The following is a 26470-nucleotide window of genomic DNA, read 5'->3' on the forward strand; positions in this document are numbered from 1 at the left end:
ATCTGTGTAGTTTATCGACTAAAGTAGTTAGTAATTAGGTGTTTGCATATTTTCGCGGCTCCAAAACTACTAATTTAACCTAAAGACATTTTTTGTGTCTTGAACTACATACATTTATGGTGCAAAAACTACTTTATTTTTGTGAAAATCCTGAAACTCCTTTTTTAAGATTTTCAAAATCCATTTCCTTTATTTTATCGTATCTGCTTCAAATGCTGAAAGCCAAATTTGGTTCTTCTGCTTTCAATATTTCTATTCTTAAATTCACAGTTGTCTATGCGTAACTTTACTCTTAGTCAGTCTAAACTTCTTAGGCTAATTTCTCTTGTTTTATTATTATTTGTTACCAGTCAAACAAGGGCTCAATTTCCATATTCACAATCATTTAAAAATTCAACGGCTCCAGGTGTTTCGTTTGGCGGATCGCCATCAGCCTTTTTAACCGGAGGTTTTGGTTCAAAAGATGGTTATACTGATCCAGACGGTTCCGGATATTTAAGGCTGACAAACAGAGATGGTAGCCAAAAAGGAATTGTTTATTCAGATATATACTCGTTTCCATCTGCTTATGGTATGACTATTTCATTTGAATATTATACACATAGCGGAAATGGTGCCGATGGTATTGCCTTTATTTTATTTGATGCAACAGCTACGGCAACCGCTGGAGCTTTTGGAGGTTCATTGGGTTATGCCCAAAGAAATCAGGAAACTGGTTTTTCTAAAGGTTATTTAGGTATTGGAATTGACGAATATGGAAATTTTTCAGCTAATAATGAAGGAAAAAGTGGTGGCGCACCAGGTGGTGTTTTGCCTAGTAATATTACTTTAAGAGGAGCAGGATCTGACTTGAAGGGTTATGATCATCTGATTTCGGTACAAACGACTGCTTTAGCGAGTTCTTTTAATGTTGCAGGTAGTAACAGGAATGCAACAAATAGTTCGATAGCAGGTTTTAGAAAGATGGAGGTTGTTCTAAAACCTCGTACAGGTGGTGGTTTTTTTATTGATGTTTATTTAACCCATGGAAGTGCAAGAGATTTAATAATTAATAATTATGAATATAAAACTACAGCTCCGCCTAATTTAAAATTTGCCATTTCTTCTTCAACTGGTGGATCAAACAATTTTCATGAAATTCGTAATTTAAATATAACGGTTGACCCGGCTACATTGCTTACTCCAATTGCAAATGCAGATTCTTTTGAAGGATGTATTGGTTTAGCAGCAACTTCTGGAGATATAACAGCGAACGATAATGGAGCAGTTAATACAATGGGTACGATTAATAAATCTTCTGTAGATTTAGATCCTGCTACTTCTGGAATTCAAACAACTAAAACTGTCTCAGGTCAGGGAGTATTTACTTATGATTCTACAACTGGAAAAGTTACATTTACTCCAATAGATAACACCATTGTTGGGCCAGTTACAATAAACTATACTTTTGATGATTCCTATGGTAAAACTTCTAATAGTTCTACAATAACTTATAAAGCTTATGCGCCAATAACAAATAATTCAATTAGCCCTGGTACATCAAGTTTTTGTGATAATAATGCACGTTCTATTGTAATTACAGGTGCTGCCGCAACAGATGGCAAAGGTTCGAATATCACATATAGATGGGAAAGCAGTAGCAATAATATAACTTTTGGTCCAATTTCAGGGGCTACAAATCAAAATTACACAACTCCGTCAATTAATACAACTATGTATTATCGAAGAATAGCGTCTACTTCAACTTGTAGTAATGTAAGTAACGTAGCGGCAGTGATTTACGGAGGAGCAAGTGCACCAATAGCTACAGCTGCAACGGCAATAACTTGTAATAGTTTTACAGCAAATTGGAATACGGTTCCAAATGCAACATCTTATGGATTAGAAGTTTCTACAAATTCTGATTTTTCTAATCATTTACCTGGTTATGATGGCAGTAGTTTAACGACTTCTAATTCTTATAATGTTTCAGGTTTGATTTCTGGTCAGACTTATTACCTAAAAGTTTCGTCTCACAATGCTTGCGGAGCTGGAGTAACATCTTCTAATGTAATTACAGTAATTGTAGGTAATGGCTCAGTAGCGGGAACAATATCTAGTGCGCAAACTATTTGTTCAGGAACGTCTCCACAAGATTTGACTTTAACAGGTTATACAGGAACGATTCAATGGCAGTCATCAATAAATAATAGTGCATTTAATAATATTAACGGTGCTACAGCTGCTGTTTTAACAAGTGCTCAAATGGGAGCACTTACTACGAATACTTATTATAGAGCAGTTGTAAAAAGCGGTTCATGTACGGAAGCAAATTCAACATCAGTTTTAATTACAATAAGCCCAGTTCCAAGTTTGGCATCAGTGTCGCAACCTGCAGCAGCATGTGCCGGCTCTCCTGCAAGAATGAAGTTGACGGGATTATTGCCTGGCAGTACATCTACTATTACATATTCTATAGATGGAGTTGCACAAACTCCTATTACGGGTATTGCGGCAGATGTATCAGGTGAAGGTTTTTTTGAAACTGCAGTTTTAACGGCAGCAAATAATGGTAAAACATTAAGAGTAATCACTGTTACTACAACAAGTGCAACGCCAAACTGTACCAGTACAGTTAATAAAGATGTTACACTAAACGTAAACGCCTATTCAGTTGGAGGAACAGTGGCATCAGTACCTGCAATTTGCGCTGGAAGCTCTCCTGCAAATTTAGTATTGAGCGGTAATACAGGTTCTGTTTTAAGATGGCAAAAATCAACAGATGCTGGTTTTTCAACATTTACAGACATCAATGTTGCTTCAACAACATTAACAAGTGCTGCGGTAGGGAATTTAACAGCAAATACTTATTTTAGAGCTGTTGTTCAAAATGGAGTTTGTTCTGCTGTTTTTTCAGATGTGGTTCTAGTAACAGTAAATGCATTACCAATAGCTTATAATGTTACCGGTACAGGTTCATATTGTTCAGGTGGATCAGGACGAGCAGTTGGTTTAAGTAATTCTCAAACAGGAGTAAATTATCAATTAAGATTAAATGGTACGGACACTGGTTCTCCTGTTGCAGGAAATGGTAATGCTATAACATTTGGAACAAAAACAGCTGCAGGTACATATACTGTTAAAGCAGTTAATGCAACGACATCTTGTTCATCTACAATGACAGGTAGTGCGGAAATTACTATAGATACATTTCCAGGAAATGCAAACAATACGACTTCTACAGCAGCAATCTGCTCTACTGATACCAAGACTTTATCAGCTACGCCGGCAGGTGGAACATGGAGTATTGTATTAGGAGGCGGAAAAATCACGGGAACAACTTATACACCAGATGCTGTTACAACAAATACTAATGTAACAATTAAATATACCGTTGCAGCCAATGGAAGTTGCGCTTCTACAAATTCGGATGTTACTTTTACAGTAAATCCATTTGCGGGAACAGCAAACAATACGACTTCTACAGCAGCAATCTGCTCTACTGATACCAAGACTTTATCAGCTACACCGGCAGGAGGAACATGGAGTGTTGTATTAGGAGGAGGAACTATCTCAGGAACAACTTATACACCAGATGCTGTTACAACAAATACCAATGTAACTATAAAATATACTGTTGCAGCTAATGGAAGTTGCGCTTCTACAAATTCAGATGTTACTTTTACAGTAAATCCATTTGCAGGAACAGCAAACAATACGACTTCTACAGCAGCAATCTGCTCTACTGATACCAAGACTTTATCAGCTACACCGGCAGGAGGAACATGGAGTGTTGTATTAGGAGGAGGAACTATCTCAGGAACAACTTATACACCAGATGCTGTTACAACAAATACCAATGTAACTATAAAATATACTGTTGCAGCTAATGGAAGCTGTGCTTCTACAAATTCGGATGTTACTTTTACAGTAAATCCATTTGCAGGAACAGCAAACAATACGACTTCTACAGCAGCAATCTGCTCTACTGATACCAAGACTTTATCAGCTACACCGGCAGGAGGAACATGGAGTGTTGTATTAGGAGGAGGAACTATCTCAGGAACAACTTATACACCAGATGCTGTTACAACAAATACCAATGTAACTATAAAATATACTGTTGCAGCTAATGGAAGCTGTGCTTCTACAAATTCGGATGTTACTTTTACAGTAAATCCATTTGCAGGAACAGCAAACAATACGACTTCTACAGCAGCAATCTGCTCTACTGATACCAAGACTTTATCAGCTACACCGGCAGGAGGAACATGGAGTGTTGTATTAGGAGGAGGAACTATCTCAGGAACAACTTATACACCAGATGCTGTTACAACAAATACCAATGTAACTATAAAATATACTGTTGCAGCTAATGGAAGCTGTGCTTCTACAAATTCGGATGTTACTTTTACAGTAAATCCATTTGCAGGAACAGCAAACAATACGACTTCTACAGCAGCAATCTGCTCTACTGATACCAAGACTTTATCAGCTACACCGGCAGGAGGAACATGGAGTGTTGTATTAGGAGGAGGAACTATCTCAGGAACAACTTATACACCAGATGCTGTTACAACAAATACCAATGTAACTATAAAATATACTGTTGCAGCGAATGGCAGCTGTGCCTCTACCAATTCAGATGTTACCTTTACGGTTTTCGCTTTACCGGTTAAACCAACATTAAGTGCAGTAACACAACAGACATGTACAAATCCAAAAGGAAGTGTAACTATTACAGATTATGATCCAGCTTACACTTATACAATAACTCCATCATTAGGAGTTATTCAAAATAATGATACAGTTACAGCTCCTGTTGGAAGTTATAGTATTACTGCCTCAGTTAATGGATGTACTTCTGATATTTCAAATTTTACTATCAATTCTAAAATATGTGCTGAAGATGATAACACATATTTAGTACAAATTCCAAGCTATACAACCGCTACCACAGTGGGTAACGTAACAGCAAACGATAAACTAAACGGAGTAGACGTTACGGCTTTAAACACAACAGTTACAGCCATCACAACAGGACCGTTATCCATTGATGCGAGCGGAGTATTGACTTTAGATCCAAACACGGTATCAGGAACGTATACAATCACGTACCAAATCTGTGAAAAAGGAGCTAATCCGGTGAACTGCGATACAGCAGAAGCAACAGTGGTAGTAAAAGGAACTTTGGTAGCCAATGACGACAGTTATACCGCTACACCTGGAACAACAGTTGCCACTACAGTGGGTAATGTAACAGCAAACGATAAACTAAACGGAGTAGACGTTACAGCTTTAAACACAACAGTTACGGCCATTACAACAGGACCATTATCTATTGATGCGAGCGGAGTATTAACTTTAGATCCAAACACAGTATCAGGAACGTATACAATCACGTACCAAATCTGTGAAAAAGGAGCTAATCCGGTGAACTGTGATACAGCAGAAGCAACAGTGGTAGTAAAAGGAACTTTGGTAGCCAATGACGACAGTTATAGCGCTACACCTGGAACAACAGTTGCCACTACAGTAGGTAATGTAACAGCAAATGATAAACTAAACGGAGTAGACGTTACAGCTTTAAACACAACAGTTACGGCCATCACAACAGGACCGTTATCCATTGATGCGAGCGGAGTATTGACTTTAGATCCAAACACGGTATCAGGAACGTATACAATTACGTACCAAATCTGTGAAAAAGGAGCTAATCCGGTGAACTGCGATACAGCAGAAGCAACAGTGGTGGTAAAAGGAACTTTGGTAGCCAATGACGACAGTTATAGCGCTACACCTGGAACAACAGTTGCCACTACAGTGGGTAACGTAACAGCAAACGATAAACTAAACGGAGTAGACGTTACGGCTTTAAACACAACAGTTACAGCCATCACAACAGGACCGTTATCCATTGATGCGAGCGGAGTATTGACTTTAGATCCAAACACGGTATCAGGAACGTATACAATCACGTACCAAATCTGTGAAAAAGGAGCTAATCCGGTGAACTGCGATACAGCAGAAGCAACAGTGGTAGTAAAAGGAACTTTGGTAGCCAATGACGACAGTTATACCGCTACACCTGGAACAACAGTTGCCACTACAGTGGGTAATGTAACAGCAAACGATAAACTAAACGGAGTAGACGTTACAGCTTTAAACACAACAGTTACGGCCATTACAACAGGACCATTATCTATTGATGCGAGCGGAGTATTAACTTTAGATCCAAACACAGTATCAGGAACGTATACAATCACGTACCAAATCTGTGAAAAAGGAGCTAATCCGGTGAACTGTGATACAGCAGAAGCAACAGTGGTAGTAAAAGGAACTTTGGTAGCCAATGATGACAGTTATACCGCTACACCTGGAACAACAGTTGCCACTACAGTAGGTAATGTAACAGCAAATGATAAACTAAACGGAGTAGACGTTACAGCTTTAAACACAACAGTTACGGCCATCACAACAGGACCGTTATCCATTGATGCGAGCGGAGTATTGACTTTAGATCCAAACACGGTATCAGGAACGTATACAATTACGTACCAAATCTGTGAAAAAGGAGCTAATCCGGTGAACTGCGATACAGCAGAAGCAACAGTGGTGGTAAAAGGAACTTTGGTAGCCAATGACGACAGTTATAGCGCTACACCTGGAACAACAGTTGCCACTACAGTGGGTAACGTAACAGCAAACGATAAACTAAACGGAGTAGACGTTACGGCTTTAAACACAACAGTTACAGCCATCACAACAGGACCGTTATCCATTGATGCGAGCGGAGTATTGACTTTAGATCCAAACACGGTATCAGGAACGTATACAATCACGTACCAAATCTGTGAAAAAGGAGCTAATCCGGTGAACTGTGATACAGCAGAAGCAACAGTGGTAGTAAAAGGAACTTTGGTAGCCAATGACGACAGTTATACCGCTACACCTGGAACAACCGTTGCCACCATAGTGGGTAATGTAACAGCAAATGATAAACTAAACGGAGTAGATGTTACGGCTTTAAACACAACAGTTACGGCCATTACAACAGGACCATTATCTATTGATGCCAGCGGAGTATTGACTTTAGATCCAAACACAGTATCAGGAACGTATACAATCACGTACCAAATCTGTGAAAAAGGAGCTAACCCGGTGAACTGTGATACAACAGAAGCAACAGTGGTAGTAAAAGGAACTTTGGTAGCCAATGATGACAGTTATACCGCTACACCTGGAACAACAGTTGCCACTACAGTAGGTAATGTAACAGCAAATGATAAACTAAACGGAGTAGACGTTACAGCTTTAAACACAACAGTTACGGCCATCACAACAGGACCGTTATCCATTGATGCGAGCGGAGTATTGACTTTAGATCCAAACACGGTATCAGGAACGTATACAATTACGTACCAAATCTGTGAAAAAGGAGCTAATCCGGTGAACTGCGATACAGCAGAAGCAACAGTGGTGGTAAAAGGAACTTTGGTAGCCAATGACGACAGTTATAGCGCTACACCTGGAACAACAGTTGCCACTACAGTGGGTAATGTAACAGCAAATGATAAACTAAACGGAATAGATGTTACAGCTTTAAACACAACAGTTACGGCCATTACAACAGGACCGTTATCCATTGATGCGAGCGGAGTATTGACCTTAGATCCAAACACAGTATCAGGAACGTATACAATCACATACCAAATCTGTGAAAAAGGAGCTAACCCTGTAAACTGTGATACAGCAGAAGCAACAGTAGTAGTAAAAGGAACTTTGGTAGCTAATGACGACAGTTATACCGCTACACCTGGAACAACAGTTGCCACTACAGTAGGTAATGTAACAGCAAATGATAAATTAAACGGAGTAGATGTTACGGCTTTAAACACAACAGTTACAGCCATTACAACAGGACCATTATCTATTGATGCCAGCGGAGTATTGACTTTAGATCCAAACACGATATCAGGAACGTATACAATCACGTACCAAATCTGTGAAAAAGGAGCTAACCCGGTGAACTGTGATACAACAGAAGCAACAGTGGTAGTAAAAGGAACTTTGGTTGCTAATGACGACAGTTATAGCGCTACACCTGGAACAACAGTTGCCACTACAGTGGGTAACGTAACAGCAAACGATAAACTAAACGGAGTAGACGTTACGGCTTTAAACACAACAGTTACAGCCATCACAACAGGACCGTTATCCATTGATGCGAGCGGAGTATTGACTTTAGATCCAAACACGGTATCAGGAACGTATACAATCACGTACCAAATCTGTGAAAAAGGAGCTAATCCGGTGAACTGCGATACAGCAGAAGCAACAGTAGTAGTAAAAGGAACTTTGGTAGCCAATGACGACAGTTATACCGCTACACCTGGAACAACCGTTGCCACCACAGTGGGTAATGTAACAGCAAATGATAAACTAAACGGAGTAGATGTTACGGCTTTAAACACAACAGTTACGGCCATTACAACAGGACCATTATCTATTGATGCCAGCGGAGTATTGACTTTAGATCCAAACACAGTATCAGGAACGTATACAATCACGTACCAAATCTGTGAAAAAGGAGCTAACCCGGTGAACTGTGATACAACAGAAGCAACAGTGGTAGTAAAAGGAACTTTGGTAGCCAATGATGACAGTTATACCGCTACACCTGGAACAACAGTTGCCACTACAGTAGGTAATGTAACAGCAAATGATAAACTAAACGGAGTAGACGTTACAGCTTTAAACACAACAGTTACGGCCATCACAACAGGACCGTTATCCATTGATGCGAGCGGAGTATTGACTTTAGATCCAAACACGGTATCAGGAACGTATACAATTACGTACCAAATCTGTGAAAAAGGAGCTAATCCGGTGAACTGCGATACAGCAGAAGCAACAGTGGTGGTAAAAGGAACTTTGGTAGCCAATGACGACAGTTATAGCGCTACACCTGGAACAACAGTTGCCACTACAGTGGGTAATGTAACAGCAAATGATAAACTAAACGGAATAGATGTTACAGCTTTAAACACAACAGTTACGGCCATTACAACAGGACCGTTATCCATTGATGCGAGCGGAGTATTGACCTTAGATCCAAACACAGTATCAGGAACGTATACAATCACATACCAAATCTGTGAAAAAGGAGCTAACCCTGTAAACTGTGATACAGCAGAAGCAACAGTAGTAGTAAAAGGAACTTTGGTAGCTAATGACGACAGTTATACCGCTACACCTGGAACAACAGTTGCCACTACAGTGGGTAATGTAACAGCAAATGATAAATTAAACGGAGTAGATGTTACGGCTTTAAACACAACAGTTACAGCCATTACAACAGGACCATTATCTATTGATGCCAGCGGAGTATTGACTTTAGATCCAAACACGATATCAGGAACGTATACAATCACGTACCAAATCTGTGAAAAAGGAGCTAACCCGGTGAACTGTGATACAACAGAAGCAACAGTGGTAGTAAAAGGAACTTTGGTAGCTAATGACGACAGTTATACCGCTACACCTGGAACAACAGTTGCCACTACAGTGGGTAATGTAACAGCAAATGATAAATTAAACGGAGTAGACGTAACGGCTTTAAACACAACAGTTACAGCCATTACAACAGGACCATTATCTATTGATGCCAGCGGAGTATTGACTTTAGATCCAAACACAGTATCAGGCACGTATACAATCACGTACCAAATCTGTGAAAAAGGAGCTAACCCGGTAAACTGTGATACAGCAGAAGCGATAATTGTAGTAACAAAATCATCAATCATAGCATCAGGCGAAACGACACTTCCTATTAACGGAAGCATTGGAGGAACGACAACATCATTAATTAAAAATGTTACATTAAACGGAGATCCTGCTGTTATTAAAAATAGTAATGGAGGAGTAATCCTGACGCCTGTAAATGTACCAACGGGATTAACTTTAAATCCTGACGGAACAGTAACAGTAAAACCAGGAACTCCAATAGGAAATTATGAGATTGAATATAGTATTTGCGAATATCTAAACCCAACAACCAATTGTGTTACGGTAAAAAGTTATGTTCCTGTAATAGGAGGAGTTTTACAAGCAAATAATGATAATGCGGGAACTGTAGATACTAGTAAAGGACAAAATTCAACAACAAGTATATTTGATAATGATATCTTAAACGGATCAAAACTTAATCCTGCTGATGTTGTTCTAACTACTATTGTTTCGAATCCTAATTTGATTTTGCTTGCAAATGGTACAATCGAAATAAAACCAGGAACACCAACGGGTAATTATGAATTGACATATCAAATATGTGAAGCCTTAAACCCAACTATTAATTGTAGTCAGGCAGTTGCGAAAATTTCAGTAGTAAACAATCCGCCAATAACGCCATTAATACAACTTATTATTAATAATGATGGAGTAGTAAATGTTGACGGAATAAATGGTGCTCTTGAATTTATCAATGTTTTAGATAATGATTTAGTAAAAGGATTGCCAGTTAATCCTGCAGAAATCGTGCTTTCAAATACACCAAATCCATATTTTGAATTCAATTCAGACGGAACTGTAAACGTGAAACCAAATACACCTGGAGGAAGTTATTCACTAACATACCAGGTTTGTGAAAAAGCAAATCAAACGAATTGCGGAACGGCAACCTTAAGTGTTTTTGTAGAAGTTCCTTCTATTGCGATCATCAAAACAGCTGTGTTTAATGATGAAGACGGTAGCGGATTTGCTAATGCAGGAGAAACGATTACTTATAAATTTAAAGTAACCAATACCGGTAATGTTCCATTAACAGGAGTTACAGTTGCAGATCCATTGCCGGGAGTTGTAGTTTCAGGACAAGCAATTAGTTTAAATGTAAACGAATCTGACGAACATAATTTTACGGCGACTTACAAAATTACTCAAAGTGATATCAACAAAGGAAGTGTAAGCAATCAGGCAAGTGTTCAGGCACGAAGCGCAAAAGGAGTTGTTGTTGATGATTTATCAGATGATGAAAACGAAACGGGAGATAAACCTACAGTATTAGGATTAAACGGTTGCGAGATAAAAGTCTTTAATGCGTTTTCTCCAAACGGAGACAATCTAAACAGTAGATTTTATATTCGAGGTTTAGAATGTTATCCTGATAATACGGTAGAAATTTATAACCGTTGGGGAGTTTTAGTGTACGACATTAATAATTATAATAATGAAGATCGTGCTTTTAAAGGTTTCTCTGAAGGACGTACCACTGTAAAACAATCTGAAGGATTACCGGTAGGAACCTATTTCTATATTCTGAAATACAAAGACAGCGGCTCAAATCCGCACGAACTTTCAGGTTATTTATATATCAATAAGTAAAAAAATATAAGCGGCTTGATTATCAGTCAGGTCGCTTTTTAAAGCCTTTTTAAATGAAAAAGATAATTTTAATTTTCATGTTTTTCACAGTTGTGTGTTCGGCGCAGCAAGATTCTCAGTATACACAATATATGTACAATACCATTGCTATAAATCCCGCCTATGCAGGTTCCCGCGGAGCTTTAAGTGTTTTTGGATTGTATCGTACACAATGGGTTGGGCTTGATGGCGCACCAGAAACCAGTACTTTTTCTGTAAATACACCATTAAGTAATAGTAATTTAGGATTGGGAGTTTCATTAGTAAACGATAAAATTGGCCCAACTAACGAAAATACGTTATCGGCAGATTTGTCTTACACCGTTCCAACATCTGAAACTTTTAAACTTTCTTTTGGAATAAAAGCCACAGCGAATCTTTTTAATTTAGATATGAATAAATTAAATCCCGAAAATCAGGGCGATCCACAATTTCAGGATTTAAATAATAAAATTACACCTAATATAGGAGCAGGAGTTTATTGGCATTCAGATAAAGCATATGTAGGATTGTCTGTGCCTAATTTTATCGAGACCAAGAGATTCGATGACAATGACACCGCAATTTTCAAAGATAAAATAAACTACTATTTTATGGCAGGTTATGTCTTTAATTTAGACCATTTAGAATACATAAAATTCAAGCCTGCTCTATTAACAAAAATGGTAGAAGGAGCTCCTTTGCAAGTAGATGTTTCGGGTAACTTTATGTTCAATGATAAATTTGTAATTGGTCTTGCATACCGTTGGAGCGCATCAGTAAGTGCGATGGCAGGATTTCAGGTATCAGACGGTTTATATATAGGATATGGTTACGATCATGAAACCACAAATTTAAGAAAGTACAATTCGGGATCGCATGAAATTTTCCTTCGTTTTGAGTTTTTTAATAATTATAGTAGAATTACATCACCAAGATTCTTTTAAAAGTCAATAATACATGAAAGCCAAAAATCTAAATTATACCATTTTATTCCTACTGTTTTGTTTTAATGCAATTGCGCAAACTGCAAGTTTAAAGGATGCAGATGATAAATATGAAAAATACGCTTATGCTGATGCCATAACAGCATATGAAATGATTGCCAACAAAGGTTACAAAGACGAAAAAATGTTTCAGCGCCTTGGGAATTCCTATTATTTTAACGGAGAATTCGTAAACGCCTTAAAATGGTACGATGAATTGTTTGCTATGAATGAGCAGCAAGAACCGGAATATTTATACCGATATGCACAGTGTTTAAAATCGGCAGGAAATTATACCAAGTCAGATTCAATTTTAGACAAGTTCAATAAAAAAGTAAGCACTGATCAAAGAGGAATTTTGTTTGAAACGAACAAGAATTATTTAGAAGAAATAAAGTTTAATTCAGGAAGATATGAAATTGCAGATGCAGGAGTCAACTCTAATTTTTCAGATTACGGAAGCACTTTTTTAGATAATAAATTAGTTTTTAGTTCAGCAAGGGATACAGGATCAGTAATAAAGAAAAACTTTAAATGGACCAATAAATCTTTTACGAATTTATACACGGCCGAATTAATGTCGGATGGAAGTGTAGGAACCCCTAAACTTTTTCAGAAAAAAGTAAATACTAAATTCAACGAATCGACTCCTGTTTTTACAAAAGACGGACGAACAATATACTTTACCCGAAATAATTTTTTAAACGGCAAAAGAGGAGCCGATGAAAAGAAAATTACATTATTAAAATTATACAAAGCCAGTTTAGTTCAGGGTGAATGGATAAATATCGAAGAACTTCCTTTTAATAGTGATCAATATAGTGTGGCGCATCCTGCTTTAAGCACCGATGACAAAACATTATATTTTGCGTCAGATATGCCAGGAACTTTAGGACAATCTGATTTGTTTAAAGTAAGTATAAATGAGGACGGAACCTTTGGTAAGCCTGAAAATTTAGGAACTTCAATTAATACAGAAGGACGCGAAACTTTTCCTTTTATCTCTGGAGATAATGAACTTTATTTTGCCACTGATGGCCGACCAGGTTTAGGCGGACTTGATGTTTTTGTTTCAAAAATTAATAAAGACGGTTCTTATGATGAAGTACAAAATTTAGGAGAACCAATAAATAGTAAACAAGATGATTTTGCTTTTATAATTAATAGCAAAAACAGAAATGGTTTCTTTTCTTCTAATAGAGAAGGCGGTCACGGATTCGATGATATTTATCGTTTTACCGAAACCAGAAGACTTCTTTGCGAGCAGGAAATATCAGGCGTAATCACCGATGTAGAAACAAATGAAGTGCTTGCAAATGTAAACTTGATTTTGTTTGATGAAGCAGGTAAATCTGCCGTTGAAGCAAAATCTGATGCTAACGGAAATTATCTTTTTTCGAATGTTAAATGCGGAAAAAAATACTTCATCAAAACATCCAAAGAAGATTATTTATTTAAAGAAGTTTCCATAACCCTGAAAAAAGCAACAGGTTCAGTTTCTTTGCCAATAGCGTTAGAAAAGAAACCAAAACCAATAATTGCAATTCCGGTTGTAATAAAAGCAACTAATTCTATTAAACCAGTTAAGGTTAATATTACTGTTGGAACCGATTTAGGGAAATTATTAAAAATCCCGATGAACTTTTTTGATTTAGGAAAAGCAACAATCAAAAAAACATCTGAGCCTCAATTACAGAAAATTGTTGACATGCTAAAACAATATCCAACCATAAAATTAGATATTCGTTCGCATACAGACAGTCGCTCGTCGACCGAAAGTAATCAGATTTTATCAGATAAAAGAGCAGAATCTACAAAGAATTGGCTGGTACAAAAAGGAATTGACTCAAGCCGACTAACAGCAAAAGGATACGGAGAAACGCAATTAGTAAATAAATGTGCCGATGGTGTTAAGTGTACAGAACAACAACACCAACAAAACAGACGAAGCGAATTTATAATTGTAAGTCTGTAATTTAATTAGCAAAAGGCTTTCTGAAAATATATTTCAGAAAGCCTTTTTTAATATGTCGCTCCTACAGAGCTTTGAAAATTGTGATCTGTACCTGGCTATAAATATTTAGCTCCGCTGGAGCCCAAATTCTCATAAAAATGAAATATTTATTATTCAGCAATAACACTACAATCTGTAATAAGCATATCGCTGATTTCACTTAAAAATTCAAATTCATCTAGAGGAAACATTTCTAACACCTTTTCTAAAATTAGAGACACATTGATCGATTGGTTATTATGAGTTTCCTGATCTAATGTCAAAACGCACATTTTTAGCATGTTAGTAATGAAACAACCAAGTTCATAATAATTTACAAATTTAATTTGAGCTGCATTAGTTTCTAAAGTAGAATCAATAGGTTTTAGTGTGCGGAGATATCTGTCAGCTAATTTTTTTAGATATGCTAAATTTTTAATTTCATTGGTTTCCATGATAGTTTTTTATGTTTTTAGGTAAAAATCAAATGTACGAAAAAGTTTAATTAACATACTATAGTATGTTAAAAAGAATAAATAGAAAACGCAAATTGTCTGAAATTAAAAGAAAGTGGATAAGCCAGAAGATTTAAAGCGTTTAGGAGCTAGGATTAAAGAGCTTAGGATAGCCAAAGGATTATCACAAGCTAAGTTAGGATTATTGATACTTAAAGATCAGCAATCTATTCATAAAGTTGAAGCTGGCGAATTTAATCCTACTTATCTCTATTTACTTGCATTATCTAAAGGTTTGGACATATCAATAAGTGAACTTTTAGATTTTGAATAACTAAAATATTTCCGAAAAATTTATAAATTGTTATTAACCCGACAGGTTTTTAAAACCTGTCGGGTTTATAGCTATTGAGTCACAAAAGATTGAAACACATTGCTTCGCCAGTTCGCACTTTCAGGCTCGGGTGCGGGATTAGCTCCTGATTAAAATTATTCATTCAGATATTTGGGCATTATATTTTTTTTCAACCAATCCATAATTCCTGGCGGAGTTTCGAAATACCCCATTAAGGGTAAATCATCGGTATTGTCCTTTAGGGGCAATTGTAATCAAATAAAACTTCTTTTTTATTTAGAATAAATCTATAATCTCCAATAAATCTGCGTTTTATGCAAAAAAGTATTAAAATTCGTTCGTTTTTTTAAGGTAAAATTTCTTTAATATGAAATTTAACTTATTATGTTTAAAATGAATTGGTTAACTTTTAAAAAATCGATTTCGTTGTTGTGTGTGTTCATTTTTTTCTAACTTTATAGATCTAAAATTTTTCAGATATGACTGTAAATCAAATACTAAACGCAAAAGGAAAAAATGTTTATTCAGTTCTTTCAACAACTACGGTTTATGAAGCCTTAAAAGTGATGGGAGAGAAAAACATAGGTGCTATCCTTGTTATCGATAATAACGATTTAAAAGGAATATTGTCTGAAAGGGATTATGCTCGAAAAATTGTTTTAAAAGACAAATCGTCTAAAGAAACTTATGTTCATGAAATTATGGAGAGCAATGTTTTTTCGGTTAAACTTTCAGATAATTTAGAAAATTGTATGGAATTAATGAGTACTAAAAGAATCAGACATTTACCAGTTTTGGAAGATGGAACTGTAGTAGGAATTGTTTCTATTAGTGATGTTGTGAAAGCGATTATTGAAATTCAAAAAGACACCATAAATCACTTAAACTCTTATATTTCTCAGTAGCAGAAATTCAAAAAACAAGCTTTATCAAATAGTCCAAACAATTGTGGACTATTTTTTTGGTGGCTGTAAATGTTATTTTCAGAAAAGAATACTTTAAAAATACGCCATTTTAAACCAAGACTTATATCTTTGTAAGCTAGAATAAAAGCTAAAATAAATGAACAAAGAGAGTAAAAGAAGAGAAGCGTTACTGTATCACTCAGAACCAACTCCAGGAAAAATTCAGGTAGTTCCAACAAAAAAATACGCAACCCAAAGAGACTTGTCTTTGGCTTATTCGCCAGGAGTTGCAGAGCCATGTTTAGAAATTGCAGCAAACGTAGACGATGTTTACAAATATACAGCAAAAGGAAATTTAGTTGCCGTGATCTCAAACGGTACAGCTGTTTTAGGACTTGGGGATATTGGCCCGGAAGCTTCTAAACCAGTAATGGAAGGAAAAGGATTGTTGTTTAAGATATTCTCTGATATTGATGTTTTTGATATTGAAATCGGAACGAAAGATATCGAAGAATTTATTCAGACGGTAAAAAATATTGCTCCAACTTTTGGAGGAATTAATCTTGAAGATATTAAAGCACCTGAATCTTTCGAAATCGAAAGAAGATTGGTAGAAGAATTAGATATTCCTGTAATGCACGATGATCAGCATGGTACAGCAATTATCTCTTCGGCAGCTTTGATCAATGCACTTGAATTAGCAGGTAAAAAAGCTGAAGATGTAAAAGTAGTAGTTTCCGGAGCAGGATCTGCTGCGATAGCTTGTACTGATTTATATGTTTTGTTAGGGGTACAGGTTAAGAACATTTTGATGTTTAATAGTAAAGGACTTTTAACAAAAGACAATCCTTCATTATCAGAATTACAATTAAAATATGCAGTTGACGGAGCTAAAATTGAATTAGCTGACGCCGTTAAAGGAGCAGATGTTTTCATCGGATTATCTTCAGGAGATATTTTGACACCAGAAATGTTGTTGTCTATGAAAGACAATCCAATTGTTTTTGCAATGGCAAATCCAAATCCTGAAATCGATTATAATTTAGCTACAGAAACTCGTAAAGATGTTATTATGGCTACAGGACGTTCAGACTTTCCTAATCAGGTCAATAACGTTTTAGGTTTTCCATATATTTTCAGAGGAGCACTAGATGTTAGAGCTACAAAAATTAACGAAGCTATGAAAATGGCTGCGGTTAAAGCATTGGCAATATTAGCAAAAGAACCAGTTCCTGAGCAGGTAAACGTAGCTTATGGTGCAACAAAACTAGGATTTGGTAACGATTATATTATTCCTAAACCATTTGATCCAAGATTAATTACAATCGTGGCGCCTGCAGTTGCAAAAGCAGCGATGGAATCTGGAGTAGCAAAAAATCCTATTACAGATTGGGCGGCTTACGAAGATCACCTTCGCGAACGTATGGGGAACGATAATAAAATGGTGCGTTTGATGACAAACCGTGCCAAAATGGATCCTAAACGTATTGTGTTTGCTGAAGCAGATCAATTAAACGTATTAAAAGCAGCACAGATTGTTCATGAAGATGGAATTGGTTTCCCAATTTTATTAGGAAACAAAGAAGTTATTTTAGAGCTTAAAGCTGAATTAGGTTTTGATGCTGAACTAGAAATCATTGATCCTAAAACAAACGAAGAAGAAGGAAGAAGAAACAGATTTGCAACTTCATACTGGGAAACAAGAGAAAGAAGAGGCGTTTCATTGCTTGATGCTCAGAAATTCATGCGCGAAAGAAACTATTTTGCAGCAATGATGGTAAATGCAGGTGAAGCTGATGCTTTGGTAACAGGTCATACAAGAAGTTATCCAAGTGTTGTAAAACCAATGTTACAGTTAATTGATAAAGCACCTGGAGCTTCGTTAGTAGCAACTGCCAATATGATGTTGACTTCTCGCGGACCAATGTTTTTATCAGATACAGCAATTAATATAGATCCGTCAGCTGAAGATTTAATTAATATTGCAATCATGACAGCAAAAACAGCTAAAATGTTTGGAGTTGAGCCAGTTATTGCAATGGTTTCATTCTCAAACTTTGGTTCATCTACAAGTCAGAGTGCTTCAAAAGTTAGAGAAGCAGTAGCATATTTACATAAAAATCATCCGGATTTAATTGTTGATGGAGAAATCCAGGCAGATTTTGCTTTAAATCAGGAAATGCTTTCGGAGAAATTCCCTTTCTCTAAACTAGCAGGTAAAAAAGTAAATACCTTGATTTTTCCTAATTTAGAATCGGCAAATATTACCTATAAATTGCTAAAAGAGTTGTACAAAGTAAACTCAATTGGTCCAATTATGATGGGAATGGGCAAACCGGTTCACATTTTTCAATTAGGAGCAAGTGTCGAAGAAATGGTGAACATGGCAGCAATTGCAGTCATTGACGCTCAGGAAAAAGAAAATAAAAAAAATAAATTAGCGAAATAGTATAAATAATAAGGATCGAATAATATTGTCGTATTTTTATTGCATTTTTATTATATTTGACCCTAAGAAATTATACTATGATAGCACATTTACAGGGGAAATTAGTAGAGAAAAATCCTACCGAGGTCGTGATTGATTGCGGAGGTGTTGGGTATCAGGTAAATATATCCTTACATACCTTTTCATTAATTCCTAATGTAGAAAATATAAAACTGTATACGCATCTTCAAATCAAAGAAGATGCGCATACTTTATTTGGTTTTGCAGAGAAATCAGAAAGAGAAATATTCAGGATGTTATTGTCTGTTTCAGGAATTGGAGCCAATATTGCAAGAACAATGTTATCTTCAATTGAGCCAAGGCAAATTATCAACGCAATCGCCTCTGGAGATGTTGGTACAATACAGTCAATAAAAGGAATTGGCAACAAAACAGCACAGAGAGTTATCCTTGATTTGAAGGAAAAAGTGTTAAAGTTGTACGATTTAGATGAAGTTTCGGTAGTTCAAAACAATACAAATCGAGATGAAGCGTTATCTGCTTTGGAAGTTTTAGGTTTTATTAGAAAAACTTCTGAAAAAGTAGTGGAGAAAATTGTAAAAGAAGATCCGGAAGCTACTGTAGAAACAATCATTAAGAAAGCATTAAAAAGCCTTTAAACTCAATTTATATAAACGAATTGTATGCGTAAAATTTGTATTTTTTTACTGTTTTTGTCTTGCGGTAATGTTTTGCGTGCGCAAGTAAATCCAGCGGTTAAAGATACAACGAAAACCCAATTCTCTGTTGGGAAACTAGAACTGCAAGATCCGCCAAGCGTAATTTCTGCCTATAAATATGATCCTATTACAGATCGTTATATTTATACCAACTCAGTTGATGGCTTTTCTATTAATTACCCTATTATATTAACTCCTAAAGAATACGAAGACTTAGTTCTTAAAGAATCCAGGAGAGATTACTTCAGAAAAAAAGCAGATGCAATTGATGGCAAAAAAGCCGGAAGCGAAGCTGCCAAAAAAGATTTATTACCCCGATATTATATTAATTCCAGTCTTTTTGAAAGCGTCTTTGGTAGCAATACAATCGATGTAAAGCCCACGGGATCAGTAGAAATGGACTTAGGGATTCGATATACCAAACAAGATAATCCTTCTTTTTCTCCAAGAAACAGATCAAGTCTTACTTTTGATTTTGATCAGAGGATCAGCATGAGTTTAATGGGGAAAGTAGGAACCAGATTAGAGGTAAATGCCAATTATGACACTCAGTCTACATTTGCTTTTCAGAACCTTTTTAAGTTGGCGTATACTCCTGATGAAGATGATATTATTCAGAAAGTAGAGGTAGGTAACGTTAGTATGCCATTAAATAGTACGCTGATTCGAGGTGCCCAAAGTTTGTTTGGGGTCAAGACTCAGTTGCAATTTGGTAAGACTACCATAACCGGAGTTTTCTCAGAACAGAAGTCACAAACCAAGAGTATAGTTGCAGAAGGTGGCGGAACAGTACAAAACTTTGATTTATATGCTTTAGATTACGATAATGACAGACACTTTTTCTTATCGCAATATTTTAGAAACAAATACGACGCCTCATTAGTTAAATATCCATTTATTGATAGCCGTGTTCAGATTACAAGAATAGAAGTCTGGGTGACCAATAAACAAAACAGAGTTAGCACCAACAATAACAACTTAAGAAATATTATAGCACTTCAGGATTTAGGTGAAGGGCAAATGACGGGTATTCCTGATAACGAGATTGTGGTAGTAACTCCTACAACGGGCTTTTTTAACAACCCTATAGATTCACCAACAGACAATAAAAACAACAAATATGATCCGGGTACAATTGGGCAGCCAGGAGCATTTTTAAATTCTAATATTAGAGAAATTGTAACCGCTAAATCAGGATTTAATAATCCAAATACAAGCGAAGCCACAGATTATTCTGTACTTGAAAACGCCAGAAAATTAACAGCAAACGAATTTACCTTTAATGCACAATTAGGATACATCTCGTTACAACAGCGTCTTGCAAATGATGAGATTCTTGCCGTAGCGTTTGAATATACAATAGGAGGTAAGGTATATCAGGTTGGAGAATTTGGTAGTGATGGAGTTGACGGAACTGTAGTAACAGGAAACAACAATGCAAATCAGGCGATTATCACACAAAGTTTGGTTTTAAAAATGCTGAAAAGTAATTTAACAAACGTTCAAAATCCAGTTTGGAATTTGATGATGAAGAACGTTTATCAAATTCCTCAGGCTTACCAAATCAAGCAAGATGATTTTAGGTTAAACATTCTTTACACAGATCCTTCACCAATAAATTATATAACACCAGTTCAGGGAAGTGCTTTCCCAAGTAACCCGACAGCGGATAATAAAGTCGATCAAACGCCATTATTAAATGTATTTAACTTAGACCGATTAAACTATAATAATGATCCGCAAACAGGAGGAGACGGCTTCTTTGATTATATACCGGGTGTAACCGTAGACGTGCAAAACGGACGAATTATTTTTACTACCAAAGAGCCATTTGGAGAGCTTATCTTTAAAAAATTACAAAATACAGGATCTGCTGAAAATTATAATAATCCTGACACATACAACGTCAATCAGCAAAAATACGTGTTTAGAAACATGTATAAAAATACACAGTCCGGAGCTTTGCAGGACAGTGATAAAAATAAATTCCTTTTAAGAGGAAAGTACAAATCATCAGGAAGTAATGGTATTCCAATTGGAGCCTTTAACGTTCCTCAGGGTTCTGTTGTAGTAATGGCAGCCGGAAGAAGATTGGTAGAGGGTATCGATTACAGTGTCGATTATCAATTAGGCCGTGTTCAGATATTAGATCCATCGCTTCAGGCTTCAAATACACCAATTGAAGTTTCATTAGAGAACAATTCAATTTTCGGACAACAAACCCGAAGATTTATGGGTTTTAATGTGGAGCATAAAATTTCTGATAATTTTGTTATTGGAGGAACCTTTTTAAAAATGACAGAAAAACCATTTACTCAAAAATCGAGTTATGGTCAGGAATCGGTAAACAATACCATATTTGGATTTAATGGAAATTATTCAACAGAAGTTCCTTTTTTAACCCGATTAGTAAATAAATTACCAAATATTGATACCGATGTTCCTTCGAATCTTTCGATACGAGGAGAGGTCGCTTTTTTAAGACCTGATGCACCAAAAGCAAGTGATTTTGAAGGCGAGGCAACAATATACGTAGATGATTTCGAAGGTTCGCAATCTACAATCGATATGCGTTCTGCTTATGCGTGGAGTTTGGCTTCTACGCCATTTATTACTGCAGCAGGAGATCCAACTTTCAATGCTAATTTTGATGACTTGAGATATGGGTATAAAAGAGCAAAATTATCTTGGTACACCATTGATCCTATTTTTTATTCCTCAAAACCATCCGGAATTTCAAATGACGATTTATCATTAAATACAACAAGACGAATCTATAGCAAAGAATTGTATCCAAATACAGATATTGCTCAGGGACAAATTCAGGTTATCAATACGCTTGATTTAACTTATTATCCATCAGACAGAGGACCTTATAATAATAATCCGTCTTTTGCTACAAGTCCTGCAAGTGGAAACTTTGGAGGTATTATGCGTGCGCTGAATTCGACCAATTTTGAGCAGGGAAATGTTGAATATATTCAGTTTTGGGTTTTAGATCCTTATGTAGGAAATTCAGAAGCACCAGCGGGTAATTCAGGTAAAATTTATTTTAACTTAGGTGAAATTTCTGAAGACGTATTAAAAGACGGAAGAAAACAATATGAGAATGGTTTAGGACCAGGCCAGATAATGGTAAATCCGCGACCACTTTGGGGAGATGTTCCGGCATCACAATCGTTAATTTATGCGTTTGATACCAATGCTGAAAATCGTAGAAATCAGGATATTGGTTTAGATGGTTTACCAAGTTCAAGAGAGGGCGAGGTTTATACTAATTATGCAGGAGAAGCCGATCCGGCCGCTGACGATTATACCTATTATTTAAATACTCAGGGAGGAGTTTTGGAACGTTATAAAAATTACAACGGAACCGAAGGTAACTCGGCAGTAAGCATAGATGATCCAAATAGAGGATCGACAACTTTACCGGATGTTGAGGATATTAATCGTGACAATACCATGAGTACGATCAATGCGTATTATGAGTATAGTATTGATATCAAGCCGGGAATGCAGGTGGGGCAAAATTATGTTACAGATATTCGTGAGCCGGGAGATATTGGACCTGTTGATTTACCAAACGGATCAACAACATCAGCAAGATGGATTCAGTTTAAAATTCCGGTTGCTCAGCCTCAAAAAACAATCGGAAATATCTCAGATTTCAGATCTATTCGATTCATGCGTATGTTTATGACTGGTTTTAGCAGTCAGATGACAGTTCGTTTTGGAGCCTTAGATTTAGTAAGAGGAGAGTGGAGAAGATATACAGGATCTTTGGATGCGAATGATCCTGACCCAACTAATGATGGTACCGAGTTTAATGTTTCGGCAGTTAATATTCAGGAAAACAGTACAAAATGTCCTGTAAATTATGTTGTTCCTCCGGGAGTTCAAAGAGAGCAATTATATAATAATAATACAATTATCAATCAAAACGAACAGGCATTAGCATTGCGTGTTGCTGGATCAGGTTTACAGTATCAGGATTCAAGAGCAGTTTTTAAAAATGTAAGTGTTGACATGCGTCAGTATAAAAAATTAAAAATGTTTTTACATGCTGAATCTTTACCGGACGAAAATACTTTGGAAGATGACGAAATGATTGGTTTTATTCGTTTTGGAAATGATTTTACCCAAAACTATTATCAGGTCGAGATTCCTTTGAAAGTAACGAAAACCGGAGGAGGCTGTTTGGTAAATCCGGATCCGAGTGCGGTTTGGTTAGAAGATAATAATATTGATTTAGCTCTTGAGCTCTTGACCAGAATGAAAATTAAAGCCATGTCTATTGATATCAATTCATCAAAGAGAGATATTAATGGTGTTTATTATCCGGATAATGACCCGGATGTTGCGGGCGGAGATGGAGATGGTAAGCTGATATTAGGTATAAAAGGAAATCCTAATTTTGGTTTAGTCCGAAATTTAATGGTGGGTGTAAAAAGTAGAACAGATCATAAAGGTTTAAAAGGAGAAGTTTGGTTTAATGAACTTCGTTTGGCGGATTTAGAGAATAAAGGCGGTATGGCGGCAATATTAAATATTGATACCAATATGGCCGATTTTGCAACAGTTTCTGCTACAGGTAAAAAGAGTACAATTGGTTTTGGATCTTTAGAACAAGGTGCAAACGAAAGAGATCGTGAAGATATCCAGCAGTATAATATTGTTACTAATATTAACCTGGGTAAATTATTACCTCCAAAATGGGGAATAAACCTGCCTTTTAATTATGCTATCGGAGAAGAAGTAATCACGCCAGAATACGATCCGTTTAATCAGGACATAAAGCTGGATCAGTTGCTAAGAGAAACTACTGATGCTGCACAAAGGGAGAATATCAGAACCCGTGCGATTGATTACACAAAACGAAGAAGCATTAACTTTATTGGAGTAAGAAAAGACAGAGCGCCGGAACAAAAACCACACGTTTATGATGTTGAGAATTTTACATTTTCGCAATCATACAATCAGGTAGAACGTCATGATTATGAAGTAGAAAGTTATCTTGATGAGCAATCGAATACTGCTGTAAATTATGCTTATACTTTTCAGCCTAAAGAAGTCGTGCCATTCAAGCAAACTAAATTCATGAAAAAAAGTGAATATTGGAAATTGCTAAGTGATTTTAATTTTAATTACCTGCCTTCTAATATTACTTTTAATACCAATATTTTAAGACAAAGTAACCGTCAGCAATATAGAGAAGTCGAAGTACAGGGAATTGGACTTGATCCGTTGTACAGAAGAAACTTTGCATTCAATTATCAATATGGTTTTGGTTATAATTTAACTAAATCATTAAAAGTAAATTATACAGCGGCGTCAAATAATATTGTTAGAAACTTTTTAAATGATGATAATACTCCAAAAGAAGATTTTAATATTTGGGATGATTATCTGGATATAGGAACTCCAAATCAGCACTTACAACAATTAGTCTTGAATTATGAAATTCCAATTAATAAAATTCCGGTTTTTGGTTTTGTAAAAGCATCGTATTCTTATACCGCAGATTACAACTGGCAGCGTTCTTCGACTGCGTTTTCTGAATATGAGGAACAAAATCCTGACGGATCATTCTCTACTTACAACTTAGGAAATACCATTCAAAATGCGAATTCAAATACGCTTACTACAACATTAAGCATGAATACGCTGTACAAATATTTAGGTTTAACACCGGGATCAAAATCGGCTGCAAAACCTAAGCCAACGGCGGCGCCAAAACCGGGAGAGAAAATTGTAAATACAGCAAAACCTGTAACAAGCAGCAGTCCGTTTTATGATGGTATGATTGGTATTTTGACAAGTATTAAAAATGTTCAGATTAACTACACTAAAAATAGCGGAACGGTTTTACCGGGTTATACGCCAGGTGTAGGTTTCTTCGGGACTTCAAGACCGACTTTAGGATTTATTTTTGGAAGCCAGGATGATGTACGTTATGAAGCTGCAAAAAGAGGATGGCTAACCGATTATCAGGATTTCAACCAAAGTTTTACGCAGGTTACTAATAAGATATTAAAAGTTACAGCAAATATTGATTTACTGCCGGATCTTAAAATAGATTTGGCTATGGATCGTGCTTATTCTGAAAACACCTCTGAACAGTATAGTGTTATTGATGGTAATTACACACCATTATCGCCTTATACTTATGGTATGTTCTCGATTTCGACTGTATTAATTAAAACAGCATTCTCGCCAAGTAGTGCAAGTGAATCTTCAGCATTTGATGATTTTAGAGATAACCGTTTAGTTATAGCGAACCGTTTGGCAGAAGATCGTTATGGTTCCGGGGCAGCCATTCCAAGATATGGAGATGTAAACAATCCTGTTCCGGCAGAAACAGATGCAAATTATAAGGTATATATGGCCAACCTTGGGTACCCGATAGGATATACAAAGAGCAATCAGGCCGTTTTACTACCGGCATTTTTGGCAGCTTATACAGGTGCTGATGCTTCAAATAGTTCAACCAGTATATTTAAAAATTTCCCTATTCCAAACTGGAGTATAAAGTATAATGGTTTAATGCGTTATAAATATTTTAAAGATAAGTTCAAGCGTTTTTCATTACAGCACAACTACCGTGCATCGTATACGATCAATCAGTTTAGGTCTAATTTTGATTTTACCGAAAAACCGGGCGGGCAAGATGTGAATACCAATTTCTTTAATAAAACCATTATGTCAAATGTCAATTTGGTAGAGCAGTTTAGTCCGCTTATCCGGGTAGATTTTGAGCTGAAAAGTTCTTTAAGAATACTTACTGAAATTAAAAAAGACAGAGCATTATCAATGAGTTTTGATAATAATTTGTTGACAGAAGTAAAAGGAATGGAATATATAATTGGTATGGGATATCGTTTTAAAGATGTTATTTTCTCATCAAGACTGGCGGATAGTCCAACCGGAATTATTAAAAGTGATATCAATATTAAAGCTGATTTTTCTCTTAGAAAAAATGAAACACTGGTACGTTATTTAGATTACGATAACAATCAATTAGCGGCAGGACAGAATATATGGGCGTTAAAACTTACTGCAGATTATTCGTTTAGTAAAAACCTTACTGCTATATTCTATTACGATCATTCGTTCTCGAAAGCTGTAATTTCGACATCATTTCCTCTAACGAACATTAGATCAGGGTTTACACTTCGATATAATTTCGGAAATTAATTTTTTTAGTTTCTAAACAGGATTTCATTAGAAGATTA

9 protein-coding genes are annotated in these 26470 nt (G+C 36.2%); 8 read left to right on the forward strand and 1 reads right to left on the reverse strand.

Translation table 11 applies throughout. The features are described 5' to 3' along the window. Window positions 1-276 precede the first annotated feature (276 nt). Genes L0669_RS08535 through L0669_RS08545 form a run of 3 tightly spaced genes read left to right on the forward strand, consistent with a single transcriptional unit; the run spans window position 277 to window position 14337 of the window. The gene (locus L0669_RS08535; protein ID WP_263762763.1) at window positions 277-11358 is read left to right on the forward strand and encodes a T9SS type B sorting domain-containing protein; all 11082 of its coding nucleotides are present in this window, start codon (window positions 277-279) and stop codon (window positions 11356-11358) included. Window positions 11359-11411: 53 nt separating this feature from the next. After that, the gene (locus L0669_RS08540) at window positions 11412-12323 is read left to right on the forward strand and encodes a PorP/SprF family type IX secretion system membrane protein (protein WP_263762765.1); all 912 of its coding nucleotides are present in this window, start codon (window positions 11412-11414) and stop codon (window positions 12321-12323) included. A 13-nt stretch (window positions 12324-12336) separates the two neighbouring features. Continuing rightward, window positions 12337-14337: an OmpA family protein gene (locus L0669_RS08545; RefSeq protein ID WP_263762768.1), complete on the forward strand. Its 2001-nt coding sequence runs from the start codon at window positions 12337-12339 to the stop codon at window positions 14335-14337. 149 nt (window positions 14338-14486) lie between these two features. On the opposite strand, the gene L0669_RS08550 is transcribed toward L0669_RS08545, so the two are convergent. Then, window positions 14487-14810, reverse strand: coding sequence for a hypothetical protein (locus tag L0669_RS08550; RefSeq protein ID WP_263762771.1), 324 nt, complete (start codon window positions 14808-14810; stop codon window positions 14487-14489). 115 nt (window positions 14811-14925) lie between these two features. On the opposite strand from L0669_RS08550, the gene L0669_RS08555 reads away from it, so the two are divergent. From L0669_RS08555 to sov, 5 genes are all read left to right on the forward strand, one after another. Beyond that, window positions 14926-15144 (forward strand): helix-turn-helix transcriptional regulator, encoded by a 219-nt coding sequence (locus tag L0669_RS08555; RefSeq protein ID WP_173971043.1) that lies wholly within the window; start codon window positions 14926-14928, stop codon window positions 15142-15144. 500 nt (window positions 15145-15644) lie between these two features. After that, complete coding sequence (locus L0669_RS08560) at window positions 15645-16070, forward strand: CBS domain-containing protein (RefSeq protein WP_173971042.1); 426 nt, start codon at window positions 15645-15647, stop codon at window positions 16068-16070. Between the two features lie 157 nt (window positions 16071-16227). Beyond that, entirely contained in the window at window positions 16228-18519 is a 2292-nt protein-coding gene (locus tag L0669_RS08565; protein ID WP_173971041.1) for an NADP-dependent malic enzyme, read from the forward strand. A gap of 77 nt (window positions 18520-18596) precedes the next feature. Further along, entirely contained in the window at window positions 18597-19178 is a 582-nt protein-coding gene (gene ruvA / locus L0669_RS08570; RefSeq protein ID WP_173971040.1) for a Holliday junction branch migration protein RuvA, read from the forward strand. A gap of 24 nt (window positions 19179-19202) precedes the next feature. Further along, window positions 19203-26432 carry a T9SS outer membrane translocon Sov/SprA gene (sov, locus tag L0669_RS08575; protein ID WP_263762773.1) on the forward strand — a complete coding sequence of 2410 codons (7230 nt, stop codon included), beginning with the start codon at window positions 19203-19205 and terminating at the stop codon, window positions 26430-26432. Window positions 26433-26470 lie beyond the last annotated feature (38 nt).

This window comes from Flavobacterium bizetiae (genome assembly GCF_024271895.1).
Taxonomy (GTDB): Bacteria; Bacteroidota; Bacteroidia; order Flavobacteriales; family Flavobacteriaceae; genus Flavobacterium; species Flavobacterium bizetiae.

Excerpts from the sequence above, each read along its gene's own strand:
- L0669_RS08535 (WP_263762763.1), top strand. The coding sequence starts at position 277 with ATGCGTAACTTTACTCTTAGTCAGTCTAAACTTCTTAGGCTAATTTCT.
- L0669_RS08540 (WP_263762765.1), top strand. The coding sequence starts at position 11,412 with ATGAAAAAGATAATTTTAATTTTCATGTTTTTCACAGTTGTGTGTTCG.
- L0669_RS08545 (WP_263762768.1), top strand. The coding sequence starts at position 12,337 with ATGAAAGCCAAAAATCTAAATTATACCATTTTATTCCTACTGTTTTGT.
- L0669_RS08550 (WP_263762771.1), bottom strand. The coding sequence starts at position 14,810 with ATGGAAACCAATGAAATTAAAAATTTAGCATATCTAAAAAAATTAGCT.
- L0669_RS08560 (WP_173971042.1), top strand. The coding sequence starts at position 15,645 with ATGACTGTAAATCAAATACTAAACGCAAAAGGAAAAAATGTTTATTCA.
- L0669_RS08565 (WP_173971041.1), top strand. The coding sequence starts at position 16,228 with ATGAACAAAGAGAGTAAAAGAAGAGAAGCGTTACTGTATCACTCAGAA.
- ruvA (WP_173971040.1), top strand. The coding sequence starts at position 18,597 with ATGATAGCACATTTACAGGGGAAATTAGTAGAGAAAAATCCTACCGAG.
- sov (WP_263762773.1), top strand. The coding sequence starts at position 19,203 with ATGCGTAAAATTTGTATTTTTTTACTGTTTTTGTCTTGCGGTAATGTT.